This window comes from Janthinobacterium leeuwenhoeki (assembly GCF_051380795.1).
In the GTDB taxonomy this organism is placed as follows: Bacteria; Pseudomonadota; Gammaproteobacteria; order Burkholderiales; family Burkholderiaceae_D; genus Janthinobacterium.
Window position 1 is genome coordinate 72,308 of the sequence record NZ_JBNYXT010000021.1, and the last position, 14,766, is coordinate 87,073.

At 62.9% G+C, this 14,766-nt stretch carries 18 protein-coding genes; 10 read left to right on the top strand and 8 right to left on the bottom strand.

The window, feature by feature from the left end; genetic code table 11:
- From ACQ4WS_RS16765 to ACQ4WS_RS16785, 5 genes are all read left to right on the top strand, one after another.
- Entirely contained in the window at positions 1-138 is a 138-nt protein-coding gene (locus tag ACQ4WS_RS16765; protein ID WP_436478077.1) for a hypothetical protein, read from the top strand.
- A 231-nt stretch (positions 139-369) separates the two neighbouring features.
- Positions 370-1,734 (top strand): AbiJ-related protein, encoded by a 1,365-nt coding sequence (locus tag ACQ4WS_RS16770; protein WP_436478079.1) that lies wholly within the window; start codon positions 370-372, stop codon positions 1,732-1,734.
- Positions 1,735-1,883: 149 nt separating this feature from the next.
- Positions 1,884-2,666: a hypothetical protein gene (locus ACQ4WS_RS16775; RefSeq protein ID WP_436478081.1), complete on the top strand. Its 783-nt coding sequence runs from the start codon at positions 1,884-1,886 to the stop codon at positions 2,664-2,666.
- 65 nt (positions 2,667-2,731) lie between these two features.
- Complete coding sequence (gene bla / locus ACQ4WS_RS16780) at positions 2,732-3,619, top strand: subclass B3 metallo-beta-lactamase (protein ID WP_436478083.1); 888 nt, start codon at positions 2,732-2,734, stop codon at positions 3,617-3,619.
- Between the two features lie 73 nt (positions 3,620-3,692).
- Complete coding sequence (locus tag ACQ4WS_RS16785; RefSeq protein ID WP_436478085.1) at positions 3,693-4,172, top strand: META domain-containing protein; 480 nt, start codon at positions 3,693-3,695, stop codon at positions 4,170-4,172.
- Between the two features lie 82 nt (positions 4,173-4,254).
- On the opposite strand, the gene epsC is transcribed toward ACQ4WS_RS16785, so the two are convergent.
- On the bottom strand, positions 4,255-5,193 hold the full coding sequence (gene epsC, locus ACQ4WS_RS16790) for a serine O-acetyltransferase EpsC (protein WP_436478087.1): 939 nt from the start codon (positions 5,191-5,193) through the stop codon (positions 4,255-4,257).
- Positions 5,194-5,382: 189 nt separating this feature from the next.
- Between epsC and ACQ4WS_RS16795 the strand changes: the two genes are divergently transcribed.
- On the top strand, positions 5,383-6,570 hold the full coding sequence (locus ACQ4WS_RS16795) for a multidrug effflux MFS transporter (protein WP_436478089.1): 1,188 nt from the start codon (positions 5,383-5,385) through the stop codon (positions 6,568-6,570).
- A 64-nt stretch (positions 6,571-6,634) separates the two neighbouring features.
- Here the strand turns inward: ACQ4WS_RS16795 and ACQ4WS_RS16800 are convergent, their stop codons facing one another.
- Positions 6,635-6,931, bottom strand: a complete 297-nt coding sequence (locus tag ACQ4WS_RS16800; protein WP_436478091.1) for a hypothetical protein — start codon at positions 6,929-6,931, stop codon at positions 6,635-6,637.
- Positions 6,932-7,211: 280 nt separating this feature from the next.
- On the opposite strand from ACQ4WS_RS16800, the gene ACQ4WS_RS16805 reads away from it, so the two are divergent.
- Positions 7,212-7,502: a hypothetical protein gene (locus ACQ4WS_RS16805; protein ID WP_436478093.1), complete on the top strand. Its 291-nt coding sequence runs from the start codon at positions 7,212-7,214 to the stop codon at positions 7,500-7,502.
- Here ACQ4WS_RS16805 and ACQ4WS_RS16810 read toward each other — a convergent pair.
- From ACQ4WS_RS16810 to trxC, 5 genes are all read right to left on the bottom strand, one after another.
- On the bottom strand, positions 7,471-8,061 hold the full coding sequence (locus ACQ4WS_RS16810) for a DUF1287 domain-containing protein (RefSeq protein ID WP_436478095.1): 591 nt from the start codon (positions 8,059-8,061) through the stop codon (positions 7,471-7,473). The genes ACQ4WS_RS16805 and ACQ4WS_RS16810 overlap by 32 nt on opposite strands.
- Positions 8,062-8,123: 62 nt before the next feature.
- Positions 8,124-8,459, bottom strand: coding sequence for a DUF6616 family protein (locus tag ACQ4WS_RS16815; protein ID WP_436478097.1), 336 nt, complete (start codon positions 8,457-8,459; stop codon positions 8,124-8,126).
- Positions 8,460-8,483: 24 nt separating this feature from the next.
- Entirely contained in the window at positions 8,484-9,230 is a 747-nt protein-coding gene (locus ACQ4WS_RS16820) for a HEAT repeat domain-containing protein (protein ID WP_436478099.1), read from the bottom strand.
- Positions 9,227-9,736 carry a MarR family winged helix-turn-helix transcriptional regulator gene (locus tag ACQ4WS_RS16825; RefSeq protein WP_436478113.1) on the bottom strand — a complete coding sequence of 170 codons (510 nt, stop codon included), beginning with the start codon at positions 9,734-9,736 and terminating at the stop codon, positions 9,227-9,229. Before ACQ4WS_RS16825 ends, ACQ4WS_RS16820 begins: the two co-directional genes overlap by 4 nt.
- Positions 9,737-9,806: 70 nt before the next feature.
- A complete protein-coding gene (gene trxC / locus ACQ4WS_RS16830) occupies positions 9,807-10,259 on the bottom strand; it encodes a thioredoxin TrxC (protein WP_436478101.1) in 453 nt (150 codons plus the stop codon).
- Between the two features lie 147 nt (positions 10,260-10,406).
- On the opposite strand from trxC, the gene ACQ4WS_RS16835 reads away from it, so the two are divergent.
- The gene (locus tag ACQ4WS_RS16835) at positions 10,407-11,837 is read left to right on the top strand and encodes a coniferyl aldehyde dehydrogenase (protein WP_436478103.1); all 1,431 of its coding nucleotides are present in this window, start codon (positions 10,407-10,409) and stop codon (positions 11,835-11,837) included.
- Here ACQ4WS_RS16835 and ACQ4WS_RS16840 read toward each other — a convergent pair whose 3' ends face one another.
- Positions 11,838-12,443 carry a LysE/ArgO family amino acid transporter gene (locus ACQ4WS_RS16840; RefSeq protein ID WP_131686719.1) on the bottom strand — a complete coding sequence of 202 codons (606 nt, stop codon included), beginning with the start codon at positions 12,441-12,443 and terminating at the stop codon, positions 11,838-11,840.
- 204 nt (positions 12,444-12,647) lie between these two features.
- Here ACQ4WS_RS16840 and ACQ4WS_RS16845 point away from each other — a divergent pair, with 204 nt between their 5' ends.
- Complete coding sequence (locus ACQ4WS_RS16845) at positions 12,648-13,538, top strand: LysR family transcriptional regulator ArgP (protein WP_436478105.1); 891 nt, start codon at positions 12,648-12,650, stop codon at positions 13,536-13,538.
- A gap of 105 nt (positions 13,539-13,643) precedes the next feature.
- Positions 13,644-14,660: an alpha/beta hydrolase gene (locus ACQ4WS_RS16850; RefSeq protein WP_436478107.1), complete on the top strand. Its 1,017-nt coding sequence runs from the start codon at positions 13,644-13,646 to the stop codon at positions 14,658-14,660.
- Positions 14,661-14,766: the final 106 nt, after the last annotated feature.

Below are 14,766 nucleotides of genomic sequence, written 5' to 3' on the forward strand. Positions count from 1 at the left end.
ATGAAACGCAGAACCATCTTGCAACTGGCAGCCAGCGGCACCGCCCTCGCCGCCTTGCCCGGCCTGGCCCGCACCCGTACTAACGCCGAAGTGAAGTCCCCGCTGCTGGCGTTTGGAACCGCCGTGCGGAATAGATAAAGATATATCTCGCCATAGGGTTTCGCCAATTCCGGACACTTGATGAGATGAGCAGCAGACGGCCACTAGCTCCGACACGGGTCTCCTGTTGCTGGCCAGGTCGTACTCGCACTCGCACACTGCACGAAAGGCCTACGCTTGAGAGTTACTTCTGCCCGTGTAGCTCGGCAACTCGCCTACCGTTGTCCGTCGTAGAGTAAAATTGGTTAGTCCTCTGACCAACTCGACCAAATGGATATTCCTGCTCTACGCGACCTACTGCGTCCTATCGTCGGCGATTTCAAAGATCACTGTACAAACACGTTTATACCGGAACGCTGCATTGAGTTAGGGCTGCCCGTTCCGGACGACGTAGGCAGTAAGCGAGACCGCTGGCACGCCGCTTTCGATGCTTTGGAAGATATAGATGTCCCCCGCTTCGCGCAAGGATTGGTCGACCGGCGGCACTTGATTCCTCAAGTGCGTAATGACGTCCAAGACATCCTTTGGGGCGATACGCCAGTTGTTGTTATACCGAAACGGCACCGTCGCGAAGTCGCACGCGCACTGCAGTCACTCGTGCTCTTTCACCATTGGGAGAGCTTTGCTCAACTACTCAAAGATGTGTTTGTCATCTACGAGACAGTAAACTGGACATCTTTAACTAGCGAGCCTACTGGAGTACTCGGAGAAATTTTTCGACATTTTGTCCGCAATGAGGAAGACGCCAACGTCGAATGGTTATTCGACTATCTGACGGCGTTTGACCTTTCTGATAATCGATTTAGTGTCTTTCTCAAAGGCCTCACCTCGGCAGACGTCCAAATTGACATCGAGCACCAGATGTCCATCGTAGCGGCGATGAATGTACCTCTTAAGGCATGTGGCGTAGAGATGCGTCACACAGACGAGCACGAAGGCTACCCGGTCTTCAGCCTGGTAGCCCTGCATACAGCACGCGCTCGGCCGAAAAACCTTATCTTCGCATCCTCCATCAAACCAGACATTCGTTTCAGAGACGCCGTAAACAACGATGTCGAAATTGTGTCAAATGCAAACGACTGCCTCTTCTATGACAGGCCAATAGGCGTGGAAGGCCTGCGCTGGAAAGACTTACAGCAATGGTGGGCCGATATATCGATGGAAAAGGACAAGCAAGCTGCGAAAAAGACGTTGTATCAAAGACTATTGTCTTGCTTGCCAAAATCTTCACCACCCCAGCGCTTACTGTTCACATCGTTCTACAGCGCATTCGGGAAGGAGATTCCGGATTTGCCAGCGCTAATACCAGAGGTCTGGTTACACTGGGATCCTAAGACAGTGGCACAGCGTGGTGTGCACGCACTACTCAACCATCGTATGGACTTCCTACTTCTTCTCCCTGGCGGTGCTAGGATCGTAATTGAGGTTGACGGGATTCAACACTACGCCGACGATACCTACCGAGCTGACACGCGCCGGTATGCTCGATTGGCGGCAGGAGACCGGGAACTCAAATTGGCAGGTTATGAGGTTTATCGATTTGGAGGGATTGAACTGCAATCCCCTGAATCATCGGTTATGGTTGAACAGTTCTTCAAAGCATTATTTAGTCGTCATCACATCAGAGTGAACTAAGTTGTGACCCGCGTCGGCCCGCCGCACGCGCATTGCGACGTGGCCCTACCCCGTCCCTGCACACGCGATCTGAGCCCATGGCGCCGCCGCCAGTGACAAGCCTGGGCATTCATGTTAGTTTGCCATCTTGAAAACAAACAGGCGGCTACGTGCATCTTCCTTTCCTTCCCGTTCTCGCCATCCTTGCCCTCAGCCACATCGCAGCTCACGCGGATACGCAGGCTGACACACCTGCCGACGCAGCGGTCGACACCAGCCAGTCCATCCACGTCAGCAGCATCCGCAACCCGGAACTCAAGTCCTACCGCGTGATGACCGCGGGCCTCGATGCCTTTGACGACCACCATGCACTGGCGCCCAGGGCACCCGAAGTGCGCTTCCAGCTGATTCCCGGCCCCGGCGCACCGGACAACGCCATGCAGGATCTGAGCTTGCGTATCGCCGGCAATGAAACCTCAATCGTCCTGTCCCTGGCCGCCGACGGCAGTTTTACGCTGCCGCGCAGCGCGCAAGCCGAGCGCGAAGACGCGGACCTGGTCACCAACAGGAAGAAGGACGCGTACCGCTGGCAAGCCAGCGTCCGCAGCGACGATGTACCGCCCGGCATGCGCCGCCTGGGCGACCTGCGCCTGCAGTGCCAGGTCGGCATCGCCATTGCCAAGAAAGAGACGCCCTTCTTGCTACGCACCCTGGTCGCCACCAAGCTGCGCACCACCGACTGGTGCTCCGCCGTTGAACTCAAGATGAGCACGTACAGCGATCCGGCCATCGCCAGCGCCACCCTGCTCGATGGCGGGCGCCGCGTCGCGCTGCAGGTGAAAAATGGCGGCACGTCCTTCCTGGCCCCCTTGGGCGACACCCGCTATGCGGACGATACCTTGATCGAACTGGTCTACAAGGACACTGGCGCCGCACCGCCTGCCTCCCTGTAAACGTTTGCGTCGCGCCCCGTTCCATGTCAGCATACGCCACCCTGGCAACACGGATAAGGATCGCAATGCCCCTCACTCTTACACGCGCGCTGGTACTGGCGCTGCTGGCAGGCCATGGCTCCCTGGCAGTGGCGCAGACGCCAGGCTGCGATATCTGCGCCACCTGGAATGCCGACCAGGCGCCGTTCCGCATTTTCGGCAATACCTATTATGTGGGCGTGAAAGGCCTCAGTTCCGTGCTGGTGACGTCACCGCAGGGCCATGTGCTGATCGATGGCGGCTTGCCGGAATCGGCGCCCAAGATCATCGCCAGTATCGCCGCGCTGGGCTTTCGCATCGAGGACGTCAAGCTGATCCTCAATTCGCACGGCCATATCGACCATGCGGGCGGCCTGGCCGAACTGCAGCGGCGCAGCAATGCGCTGGTAGCCGCCAGCCCCTCGGCCGCGCTGGACCTGGCGTCGGGCGAAGTGGGCCCCGATGACCCGCAATACCACGCGCTGCCCAAGTACCCGCCCGTCAAGGACATGCGCCTGGCGCGCGATGGCGGCCAGTTCAATGTCGGCCCCGTCAATCTGACGGCGCATGCTACGCCAGGCCACACGCCCGGAGGCCTGAGCTGGACCTGGCAATCGTGCGACGGCCCCCGCTGCCTGAACATGGTCTACGCCGACAGCATCAACGCCGTCTCGCGCCCCGGCTTCAAGTTCAGCGCCAGCAGCGAGTATCCAAACGCGGTGGCGGACTTGCGGCATAGCTTCGAGACCCTGGAAAAACTGCCCTGCGACGTGCTCGTTTCGGCCCACCCGGAAGCGTCGCAATTGTGGGAAAGGCTGGAAGCGAGCGTTACGGGCGGCAGCGATGCCTTTGTCGATCCGCAGGCCTGCCACGCCTACGTGGCGGCGGCGCGTACCTTGCTTGACGCGCGCCTGGAACAGGAAAAACAACCATGAACTTATCAACCGTGCACGCTGGCGTGGCGCCGATCTGCTACGCTGGCGCCATTCATTTAAAGAAGGAAATGCCATGTTCACACTCGCCAGACTGATCCCCCTCGCCGCCATCGTCGCCATCACCGCCGGCTGCGCGCAAACGCCCGTGCACAGCGACGCTGCTGCCGCCGCGCCAGGCGCCACCTCGCCCGCCAAGCCGGCGCCGAAGCTGATGGGCACGCAGTGGAAGCTGAAGGAATTGAAGGGCAAGCAAGTGGTGCGCAAGGCGCCCGAGCAGCGCGACGTGACCCTGCTGCTGGCCGAAGGCCGCGCCAGCGGCAACAGCGGCTGCAACCAGATGATGGGCGGCTATACCAGCGATGGCATCAGCACCTTGAACTTTGGACAGATGGCCGGCACCATGATGATGTGCCAGCCGCAGGACATGGACCTGGAGCGCCTGCTCCTGACCACCCTGGGCGAAGTCAACGGCTACCGCTACGCCGACCAGGAATTGCTGCTGCTGAAGGATGGCGTGCCCGTGGCGCGCTATGAAGCGCTGACGGTGAAGTAAGCCCAACTGCAAATACCGGGGTCGTACCCTGAGGGTACGACCCCGGTTTCTGCGCTGGGGTTCGTTGTCCCCTCCATTCTTCTCAATCGTTGCGCATCTGCGCCTGCGATACATTGCTTTCTGGCGGCACACTCTGCGTCAGCCACACATTCCCCCCGATGGTCGATCCGGCGCCGATGGTGATGCGCCCCAGCACGGTCGCGCCCGCGTAAATCACCACGTCATCCTCGACGATGGGGTGGCGCGGCGTGCCTTTGATCAGCACGCCGGACGCATCGGCCGGAAAACGCTTGGCCCCCAGGGTGACGGCTTGGTACAGGCGCACGCGCTGGCCGATGATGGCCGTCTCGCCGATCACGACACCCGTGCCATGATCGATGAAGAAGGAGGCGCCAATGTGTGCGCCCGGGTGGATGTCGATGCCCGTCAGCGTGTGCGCGATGTCGGCGATCAGGCGCGCCAGGAATGGCGCACCCAGGGCATGCAGACGGTGCGCCAGGCGGTGGTACAAGATGGCGATGGTGCCCGGATAGCACAGCATGATCTCGGCCACCGAGGTGGCGGCCGGGTCGCCCGCGTAGGCGGCCTGCACGTCCGACACCAGCAGCGCGCGGATATCGGGCAGGCTGGCGGCGAAGGCGCGCGTGATGTCGCGTGCCTGCTGCGCCAGCGCCGCATCGTCGCTGGCGGCATGCGGCTCCTCGCCAGCCGGTACAGAAAATAACAGGCCGCGCCGCACCTGCTCGCTGAGGCGGTTCAAGGTGGTGTTGAGGGTATCGCCGACAAAATAGTCGATGCTTTCATCCGTCAGGTTGGGCCGCCCGTAATGCGTGGGGAACAGGGCAGCCGACAAGCCGTTGACGATGGTGGTGAGCGCTTCGCGCGACGGCAGTTCGCGCACCCGGCCGTTATGGCGGATCTTGTGCTTGTCTTCGCGCGAGCTGCGCAGGGCCTGGATCAGGGGGCCCAGGTTCCACTGGGCCGTGTCGTCGGCGGGCGCTGCGGGATCAATGCTGTGCATGGCGTATCACTTCCAGAAAACGGCAAACAAGCCGGGTCGCCGCAGCTTAGCGGTGGCGGCTGGCGATGCAAACGAAGAATTCCAAGATTCCATATGTGAAAAACGCATATGGATGGCAAACAAGGCCGGCATCAAACCCGATTCCAGTCACTAGCGTAAAATGACGGACTAACAAAAACACTCTTCAACATGACTAAATTATTAACCTGGATTTTGGCGGGCCTGGCGATGGTCGGACCGCTTGCAATTGACACCTATCTGCCGTCTTTCCCCGCCATCGTGCACGATTTCAATGCCAGCCCCCTGCTGGTGCAGCAAACCCTGAGCTTTTTCCTGTTCACGTTCGCCTTCATGATGCTGTTTTACGGCACCCTGTCCGACTCCTTCGGCCGCCGTCCCGTAATTCTCGTCTCGCTGGTGCTGTATGTGATCGCTTCCGTGGGCGCCGCGCTGGCGCCGTCGCTGGGCTGGCTGCTGGCCTGGCGCGTGCTGCAGGGCCTGTCGGCGGGCGCCGGCTCCGTCATCGGTCGCGCCATCGTGCAAGACCGCTATTCGGGCGCCGCCGCGCAGAAAATCCTCTCGCACATCATGATGGTATTCGCCCTGGCGCCGGCGATTGCGCCCGTGCTGGGCGGCTGGCTGCAAGTGGGCCTGGGCTGGCGCTGGATCTTCTGGTTCCTGACGGCCTTCGGCGTGCTGATGTTCATCGTCGTCTGGCGCGCGCTGCCGGAAAGCTTGCCGAAGGAGCAGCGCCATGCCTTCCACCTGGGCGACATCGCCGTCAATTACTGGAAAGTGCTGTGCCACCGCCAGTTCCTGCTGCTGTCGACGGCCATCGGCGCCGCCTTTGGCGGCTTCGCCTTGTATATCGGCTCGGCCGCCTACTTCATCATCAACATCCTGCACCTGCCGGAGACGGCGTTCGCCTGGCTGTTCATTCCGCTGATCAGCGGCATGGTGTTCGGTTCGGCCCTGTCGGCAAAAATCGCCCACCGCTACAGCCAGCGCCAGATGATCTGGGCCGGCTTCATCCTGATGCTCATTGCCGCGCTGGCCAACATCGGCTACAACTATGTCTTTGCCGCCGAAGTGCCATGGGCCGTGCTGCCCCTGTTCTTCTACTCGTTCGCCCTGTCCATCGCCATGCCGCCGATGACCTTGATGGCGCTGAACCACTTTCCCAACAACAGCGGCCTGGCGTCGTCGATGCAGTCGTTCATCCAGATGCTGCTGTTCGCGCTGGTCTCGGGCCTGCTGGCACCACTGCTGTTCGACAGCGCGCTGAACCTGGCGTATGGCGTGATGGCGGGACTGCTGGTGAGTTTATTGTGCTGGGTGTTTGCGCAGGGCGGTTCTGCGGAAGTCGCAGCGAAGTAAAGTCACGCATACCAACCCGGTAAAAACTGGGGTCAGACCCGGCGGGTCTGACCCCAGCAGTTAATCAAGGCCAGGGCGCTGGCGTCACATCCTGGTATTGCACCCCGCCCTGCTCCGGTTCCGCTTCATTCTGCTGCGACGGCTGGTTCAACGGCCCGGCCGGCGAACGCAAACTCAAGATTTCCTTGCGCGCCTCGACGAAATCGGCGGAACTCAAGGGATGTTGCTGGTCCGGCCAGTGGCTGACAGCCCATTCCTGCAAGGTTTCAAAGCGCCGCCACAGTTCGGCGATGAATTCCCGGCGCGCTTCTTCCTCCTGCTGCGGCGTCTTTTCGGCGCCTTCCCCGGTATCTATTTGCATGGCTACTCCCTGGCTGATCAATCGTCCTGCCAGCCTACGCAGGCACCAGCCAGGCGTCTGTTCGCGAACGAACACAGGATTTATTCGGGCATCTTGCGGAAACCCACGGCCAGGCGGTACCAGGTGCGGCAACAGGGTCAGCGCTTCCGTCCAGGCCAGCAATTGCCACCCACGCGCCTGCTGGCCAGCGCAAGACGGTGTCCTACGTGTATGAAAAGCTGGACTAGGAAAAACTGCTGGTCGGCAAAGTGGGCGTGGGCAGCACTGGTTCAACGGACTGTTGTCGCCGTGGTTACGCCTGGTGCCCGCCAGCGCCGGTTTCCACGTGGCGGCCCTGGCGCAAGCGCCGCTCGACATCGCCGAATTGCTGCGCCGTGCTCGCCTGGTCGACGTCAGCCTGTATGCGCTGGCCAGCTTTTACCATGGGCCCGCCCGCCATGAAGGCCTGTTCCTCGGCTATGGCGCCATCGACAAGCCCGATATCGACACGGCGCTGGCCCGTGTGCTGGCGATCCTGCAAGACATGGCGCCCCTGCCCCTCAGCGCGGTTGCCAGCGATAGTGCCCCGTAATCGGATAGCTGAATAAAATATTTTCCTCGCGCGCGCCCTCACCGATATTGTGGATGATGAGCGGTACGCCGCTCCACGACTGCTTGTCGCTGACGATGCCGATGTGCGTGAGGTTGCGCGGCAAGCGCCAGGTGACGATGTCGCCCGCGCGGTAAGCGTTCGCTTCCTTGCTTGGCGGCAGGCTGGTGCCGTGGCGGGCAAAGTACGTGCCCAGGTTCGGCACGCGGCGGTGGTCGATATTGCGGTCCGGCCCCTTCATCTGCCAGCGTCCCTGCTGCTGGTACACCTGCCACGCCTTGCGCATGTCTTCGTGCACCAGCACCTGCAAGTCCTGCCCCAGCTGGCGATAAGCGCGCACGACCACGTCCGTGCACACGCCACGCTCGATCGGCACGTCGCCGCCCGGATAGGCGAGACGTTCATAGCGCGGATCGTACTGCAAGGTCACGCCCACCTGCTTGCGGGCGGCGGCGACGAGGGCTTGCGGGGTGGCAGGGGCTGCCGAGGCCAGCATGGGCGCCAGGGCAAGCAAGAGGATGGAAAGCAGTTTGATTGGCATCAACGTCGATAATCGGATGGAAATGCCAACTTTACCGCAGCGGCAGGAAAAACGTCGGACGCTTAGACCGCCGCCAGCTGTGCCAGGTGGGCAGGGAAATCCACGGCCGGACCTGCCGCATTGATGGTGTCGAAGTAATCATGCCAGCCCGTGGCGGCGATGCCGGCCAGCAAGGCGTCCAGTGCCGCCTCGTCCGGGAAGCGCCAGACGGCATAGAATTGCTGCGTAGCCGCATGCAGCTTGCCGCCATCGATGGCGCCCATGGCGAGCGCTTCGGCGCCGCTGGCCGACAAGGCCGCCATGCCGGCGCCCACCGTGTCGAAATACGCCTGGCGCGCGGCGCCGTCGAGGGCCAGCCAGGCCCCTTTCGGGCTGTACAGTTCTAACAGGTAATGCATGGTTTCTCCTTGAGTAGTAAATCGTCAGGCCAGCGAGCGCTGGGCGCGCTTGCAGATGCGCACGGTCGCGGCAGCGGGGCTTTCCAGCAGCCATTGCGCGCACAGGCTGCGCACCCAGTCCGGCTGGCTCTTGGCCGCATCGTTGAGCCAGTTGGCCACGGCATCCTGCACGTAGACGGCCGGGTCGGCGCGCAGGGGCTGCAACAGGGGCAAGGCCAGCTGCGGCTGCTCTTTTAAGCGGGCGATATGCGCGCACCACACGCCGCGCGGGCGCAGCGCTTCGCAAGCAAAGCGGCGCACTCTTTCCGACGCATCCCCCGTCCATGGCGCCAGCAAGGCAATCGCCTCGTCAAGACTTGCCGCCAGATGGGGCCGCAGCGCCAGCCAGGCCCATTCGCGCACGCCGAAGTGGCCATCGTCGGCCAGCGGCCGCATGGCGGCCAGCTGTTGCGGCAAGGGCCAGCTGGCTTGGGCGGCGATGGCAAAGCAGGCCCAGCCTCGTACCGTGTCGGATGGGTGCGCTTGCAGCAGCGCCAGGTCGGCGTCGGCCTCCAGCAGCAATTGCGCCGCCAGCGCCATGCGCCTGGTGATGCCGGCTGCGGCCTGCACGCGCATCTGCTCCAGCCGGGCGGCGCCGATAGCGGGCACGGCCGCAGCCAGCAACTGGGCGAAATCGATGGCCAGCCCTTCCGTCAGGGTGGCGCTGGCCACGCTTCCCCCGTTCAGCAGGGCCAGGCGCGCGGGAGCGATGTCGGCGATGCCACGGCTCATGCCGCACCCCGGTCCGTCTTGCGCCAGGCTTTTTCCAGCAGCGCGCTCAACAACTGCATTTCTGCCGGCGTGAAATCGGCAAACAGGCTGGCGATCCATTGCGCGTGCTCATCGACCAGGGTGGAGGCGGCAGCTTCTCCCTTGGGACTCAGGCGCACCAGCAGCTTGCGCCGGTCCACCTGATCCGCGTGGCGCGCCAGGAAACCGTCGCGCTCCAGGCCATCGAGCAAGCCCGTGATGGTGCCGCGCGTCACGCCGGCCCGCTCGGCCAGTGCGTGCGGCGAGAGTCCCTCCGGCACATCGCGCAGCAGCGACAGCAAGACGAACTTGCCTTCCGACAAGCCATGCCGGCCCAGGCGCGTGGCGCAATCGGCATCGATGGCGGACGCCAGGCCCAGCGCTTCAAAGCACAGGCGCAACTGTCCGATGGCTGACGGCACTCCCCCACCGATGGCGCGGCGCTGCACGTCGCCCAGCAGGGCTGTGTATTTCTGTTCGAGTCTTATCATAAGGCGCAATATAATATGGCACCATACTACATGTCAAATGAAAAGCTGTGATGGTTTTCCCGTCGGCTCAAGAGCGGGCTTTGTCCCTGGCCCAGGCGATGATAGCCTGCGCATCGATGGCGCCCGGCTGGCGCGCCACTTCCACGCCGCGCAAAAACAGGGCCAGGGTGGGAATACTGCGGATATTGAAACGACTACCCAGGTCCGGCGACGCTTCCGTATTCACCTTGACGACGCGGAAGGCTGGCTCCAGGGTCTTGGCGGCTTGCACATAGAATGGCGCCATGCTGCGGCAGGGGCCGCACCAGGGCGCCCAGAAATCGACCAGCACGGGAATGTCGCTGCGTTCGATATGCTTGAGGAAACGGGCGCTGGCCAGGTCTACGGGCTGCCCCATGAATAAATCCTTCTGGCACTTGCCGCAGGTGGGCTGCTCAATCAGGCGCGCGGCCGGCAGGCGGTTGACGGCGTCGCAATGGGGGCACACGATGTGCAGGGAGTCTGGCGTGGTCGAGGTCATGGCATTCCTGGAAAGGGTAGCGTACAGTTGCCGGCCATTTTACGGCGTATCGGACGGCGCCGTCGGCACGCTGGCGGCACTTTTGCAAATACTCGACTATAGTGCGCTGGAACGGCGCGCACATTGCCCAGCCGGCCAAGGAAAACAATGCCTGATGTCGCAGAAAACATGGAATTGAAGAACCCCGAACTGGCTGCTGCCCTGGCCTTGCAGCGCGCCGCCTGCCTGGCCCACCCCATACCCACGTTTGCCGAGCGCAAACGCGACCTGCAGACCCTGCAGCGCTTCATCCGCGACCATAAAGATGCACTATGTGCGGCGATCAGCGCCGATTATGGCAATCGTGCCCGGCACGAAACCTTGCTGGCGGAAATCTTCCCCGCCATCGACGGCATAGACCATGTATTAAAACACTTGAAAAAATGGATGCGGCCGCAGCGCCGCAGTGTGGACTGGCGCACCTTCCCTGGCGCCCGCAACCGCGTGCTTCCCCAGCCGCTGGGCGTGGTGGGCGTCATCGTGCCGTGGAATTTTCCTGTGAATCTGAGTCTGGTGCCCCTGACCTATATCTTCGCCGCCGGCAACCGCGCCATAGTCAAGATGAGCGAAAACTCGCGCCACCTGGCGCGGCTGCTGATCGACACCATGCCCGCCTACTTCCCGCCGGAAAAACTGCAGTTTTTTGACGAGACGGGCGGCGTGGGTGTTGATTTTTCACAACTGCCGTTCGACCACCTGCTGTTTACGGGCTCCGGCCAGACGGGCCGCGCCGTCATGGCGGCGGCCGCGCGCAATCTGTGCCCCGTCACCCTGGAGCTGGGCGGCAAGGCGCCGGCCATCGTCTGCGCAGACTTTCCCCTGCGCACCGCAGCCGAGCGCATCCTGTTCGTCAAGTACCTGAACGCGGGGCAGATCTGCACCAGCGTCGATCACGCCTGGCTGCCAGAAGCCAGCATCGCCGCCTTCGTCGAACACGCGCGCCAGATCGTGCCGGCCCGTTATGCCGGGCTGGACACCCCCGACTACACCGCCATCATCGACCAGGCCGCCTTTGAGCGCCTGCTGCTGGCGCTCGACGAGGCGCGGGAACGAGGCGCGCAAGTGATTTCGCTGTTGCCGGGACCAAGCCACGACCGGGCCACGCGCAAGATCGCGCCGCACATCGTGCTCGATGCGCCCGAAGATTGCCTGTTGCTGACGCGGGAAATTTTCGGCCCCATCCTGCCGCTGCGCGGCTATGCGAACCTTGACACCGTGATCGACAGCATCAATGCGGGGCCACGCCCGCTGGCCATCTATCCGTTCAGCAATCAGGCAGACACCGTGCAGCGGCTGATCGACCGCGTGATGTCAGGCGGCGTGTCCGTCAACGACGCCCTGTTCCACGTCGGCCAGCACGATCTGCCCTTCGGCGGCGTGGGCGAGTCCGGCATGGGCCACTACCATGGCGTGGAAGGTTTTCATACCTTCAGCAAGCTGCGGCCCGTGTTTTACCAGGCCCGCCACAGCGCTTTGACACTGCTGTGGCCGCCGTATGGCAAACTGGCCAGCCGCGTGCTGAACTTTCTGACCCGCTGATTACAGGAACAGCGAGGCGGCGATGGCCCACATCACGAGGGCGATGATGCCGTCGAGCACGCGCCAAGCCATGGGCTTGGCAAACACGGGCGCCAGGTAGCGAGCGCCAAAGCCCAGCAGGAAGAACCACAGGGCCGAAGCCATGATGGCGCCGCCGGCAAAGTAGAAGCGCCCCATGCCTTCATGCTGGCCGCCGATCGAGCCGAGCAGGATGACCGTGTCGAGGAAGGCGTGCGGATTGAGCAGGCTGAACGCCAGCGCCGCGCCGATCACGGCCCAGTAGCCTTCGGGCGACTTGGCGGCCGACACCGTCAGGGCCGTTGGACGCCAGGCGGACTTGGCGGCGCGCAAGCCGTAGGCGATCAGGAAGGTAGCGCCACCGGCCTTGGCCCACAGCAGGAAATTGGGATTGTCGGCAATGAAGGTGCCCATGCCGGCCACGCCAGCCGTGATCAGGATGGCGTCGCAGACCAGGCAGACCAAGATGCAGGTGAGCACATAATGCCGCTTCAAGCCCTGCTTGAGCAAGAATGCGTTTTGCGTGCCGATGGCCACGATCAGGCTCGCTCCGAGCCCCATGCCTTTCAAGAAAATTGCGCTGTCCATATCGATTCCTTTCTATTGCTTTCCATCACGCGCACGGCCGCCCACGCTCTGCCGGCAACGGCAAAGTCATCAGAGGTAGGTGGAGGGTGGTGCGGAACCAGGAGGACCGCGCGGGAGAGTGGAGTTGTTACCCTATTTCAACAGTGTAAAGAAAAAGTAAATATAAGTATAATGAATGATTCTAACTATATATAAGAGAATCTTATGCGCGTCGTCGATTACCGTGGATTGGCCGCCCTCGACGCCGTGATCGGCCTGGGCAGCTTTGAAAAGGCCGCGCAGGCGCTGGCGATCAGCCAGCCGGCCGTGTCGCAGCGTATCCGCACGCTGGAAAACCTGGAGGGCACTTTATTGATCATCCGCAGTCACCCGCCCGTGCCCACGGAAGCGGGCCAGCGCCTGATCGCCCATTACCGGCAAGTCAAGCTGCTCGAGGCGGCGCTCGACGCCCAGCCTGGACCCACCACGCAGTTGCCGGCGCTGGCCATTGCCGTCAACGCCGACAGCGCCGCCACCTGGATCCCGGAAGCGCTGGGGCCGCTGCTGTCGCCGCCGTCCTGCCTGCTCGATATCCGCCTCGACGACCAGGACCACACCCTGAGCCAGCTGCGCGAAGGGCGCGTGTTTGCCTGCGTCACCAGCGCCAACGACCTGGTGGCCGGCACCACGGCCACGCCGCTGGGCGGCATGCGCTACTTGTGCGTGGCATCGCCCGCGTTCGCCCAGCAATGGTTTCCCCATGGTTTTACGGTGGAAGCCGTCAGCCAGGCGCCCGCCATCACCTTTGGCAGCAAGGATGCGCTGCACGAGCGCTATCTGCAGCACCGGCTCGGCTACACGGGCCGCTATCCGCACCATGTGCTCGGTTCGGCACGCGACTTCGTGCGCTTCATCGAAGCGGGCTATGCCTATGGCATGGTGCCCTTGCTGCAGGCGGAAACGGCGCTGGCCGCCGGCCGGCTGGTCGACGTGGCGGCGGGGCAAGCGCTCGACGTACCCCTGACCTGGCATGCATGGGATATCCAGACGCCCCTCACACGCACCTTGTCGGACGCCGTCATCGCCACGGCGCGCAAATGGCTGTTGCAGGATTGATTGACGCATGCAACATTTATCTATGACGGACAGCAACTTTCCCATGCGCGCCCTGCCCTGCCTGGTCTACACTGCAAGCTTCACCAACAAGTATCAGGAGCCAGCATGACGATCCTGCGCACCACATTGCTCGGTTTGCTGGCGGCCATCCCGCTGGTCACAGTCCTGGCTGCCTGCTCGCCCTTGACCGCCATCAATGCCCTGTCGTCCGGCAGCGCCTCGCAAGTGACGCGGGGCCTGGCCTACGGCCCCCTGCCACGACAAAAACTCGATATATATACCCCAAAAATCCGCACGGGGCCTGTGCCTGTGGTGGTGTTCTTTTATGGCGGCAACTGGACGGTGGGCGAGCGCGCAGACTATGCCTTCGTTGGCCATGCGCTCGCTGCGCGCGGCTACATGGCCGTGATCGCCGACTACCGGCTGTATCCGGACGTGCACTACCCCGAGATCTTGCAAGATGCGGCCCGCGCCGTGGCCTGGGCCGCGATGGAGTCCAGCCGCCATGGCGGCGACCCCGCGCGTTTGTTCGTGATGGGCCATAGCGCCGGTGCCTACAATGCGGCGATGGTGGCGCTCGACGCCAGCCTGCTGGCGCGCCACGGCATGCGCCCGCACGACTTGCGGGGCTGGATAGGCCTGGCCGGCCCCTATGATTTCTTGCCCATCGAAAACACCACCACCCGACCCGTCTTCTTTTACCCGGATACGCCCGCCGCTTCGCAGCCGATCCATCACGTAACTGCCGAAGCCCCGCCCGCCCTGCTGATCGCTCCCCTGCCAGGGCAGGACAAGCTGGTCAATCCGCAGCGCAACACGGGTGGCCTGGCCACGGCCTTGCGGGCGCTGGCCAGGCCCGTGACGGAAACGTATTTCGACAAGGTCAGCCATACCACCCTGGTCGCCTCGCTGGCCAGCCCCTTGCGCATGCTGGCCCCCACGCTCGACGCCATGAGCGCTTTTATCGACGCCAACAGCCAGACAGACAAGGCGGCGGACAAGGCGGCAAACAACGGAGGCACGCCGCAAGACGCCAGGCCAACACCCCCGGCCACGCCGCAGCACCCGGCAATGACGCAGGGCACTGCCACGCAGGCTGGCACGGCGCGCGTCATCGAGTAGGGGGCTGAGTTACCTCAGCCGCCCTCTCACACCACCGTACGTGCGGTTCCGCATACGGCGGTTCATTAAACACGCTGGAAGCGTCGCTGAGTATTCAGCAACGAAA

Coding starts and splice junctions, on each gene's coding strand:
- ACQ4WS_RS16765 (WP_436478077.1), top strand. CDS start 1: ATGAAACGCAGAACCATCTTGCAACTGGCAGCCAGCGGCACCGCCCTC.
- ACQ4WS_RS16770 (WP_436478079.1), top strand. CDS start 370: ATGGATATTCCTGCTCTACGCGACCTACTGCGTCCTATCGTCGGCGAT.
- bla (WP_436478083.1), top strand. CDS start 2,732: ATGCCCCTCACTCTTACACGCGCGCTGGTACTGGCGCTGCTGGCAGGC.
- ACQ4WS_RS16785 (WP_436478085.1), top strand. CDS start 3,693: ATGTTCACACTCGCCAGACTGATCCCCCTCGCCGCCATCGTCGCCATC.
- epsC (WP_436478087.1), bottom strand. CDS start 5,193: ATGCACAGCATTGATCCCGCAGCGCCCGCCGACGACACGGCCCAGTGG.
- ACQ4WS_RS16795 (WP_436478089.1), top strand. CDS start 5,383: ATGACTAAATTATTAACCTGGATTTTGGCGGGCCTGGCGATGGTCGGA.
- ACQ4WS_RS16800 (WP_436478091.1), bottom strand. CDS start 6,931: ATGCAAATAGATACCGGGGAAGGCGCCGAAAAGACGCCGCAGCAGGAG.
- ACQ4WS_RS16810 (WP_436478095.1), bottom strand. CDS start 8,061: ATGCCAATCAAACTGCTTTCCATCCTCTTGCTTGCCCTGGCGCCCATG.
- ACQ4WS_RS16815 (WP_436478097.1), bottom strand. CDS start 8,459: ATGCATTACCTGTTAGAACTGTACAGCCCGAAAGGGGCCTGGCTGGCC.
- ACQ4WS_RS16820 (WP_436478099.1), bottom strand. CDS start 9,230: ATGAGCCGTGGCATCGCCGACATCGCTCCCGCGCGCCTGGCCCTGCTG.
- trxC (WP_436478101.1), bottom strand. CDS start 10,259: ATGACCTCGACCACGCCAGACTCCCTGCACATCGTGTGCCCCCATTGC.
- ACQ4WS_RS16835 (WP_436478103.1), top strand. CDS start 10,407: ATGCCTGATGTCGCAGAAAACATGGAATTGAAGAACCCCGAACTGGCT.
- ACQ4WS_RS16840 (WP_131686719.1), bottom strand. CDS start 12,443: ATGGACAGCGCAATTTTCTTGAAAGGCATGGGGCTCGGAGCGAGCCTG.
- ACQ4WS_RS16845 (WP_436478105.1), top strand. CDS start 12,648: ATGCGCGTCGTCGATTACCGTGGATTGGCCGCCCTCGACGCCGTGATC.
- ACQ4WS_RS16850 (WP_436478107.1), top strand. CDS start 13,644: ATGACGATCCTGCGCACCACATTGCTCGGTTTGCTGGCGGCCATCCCG.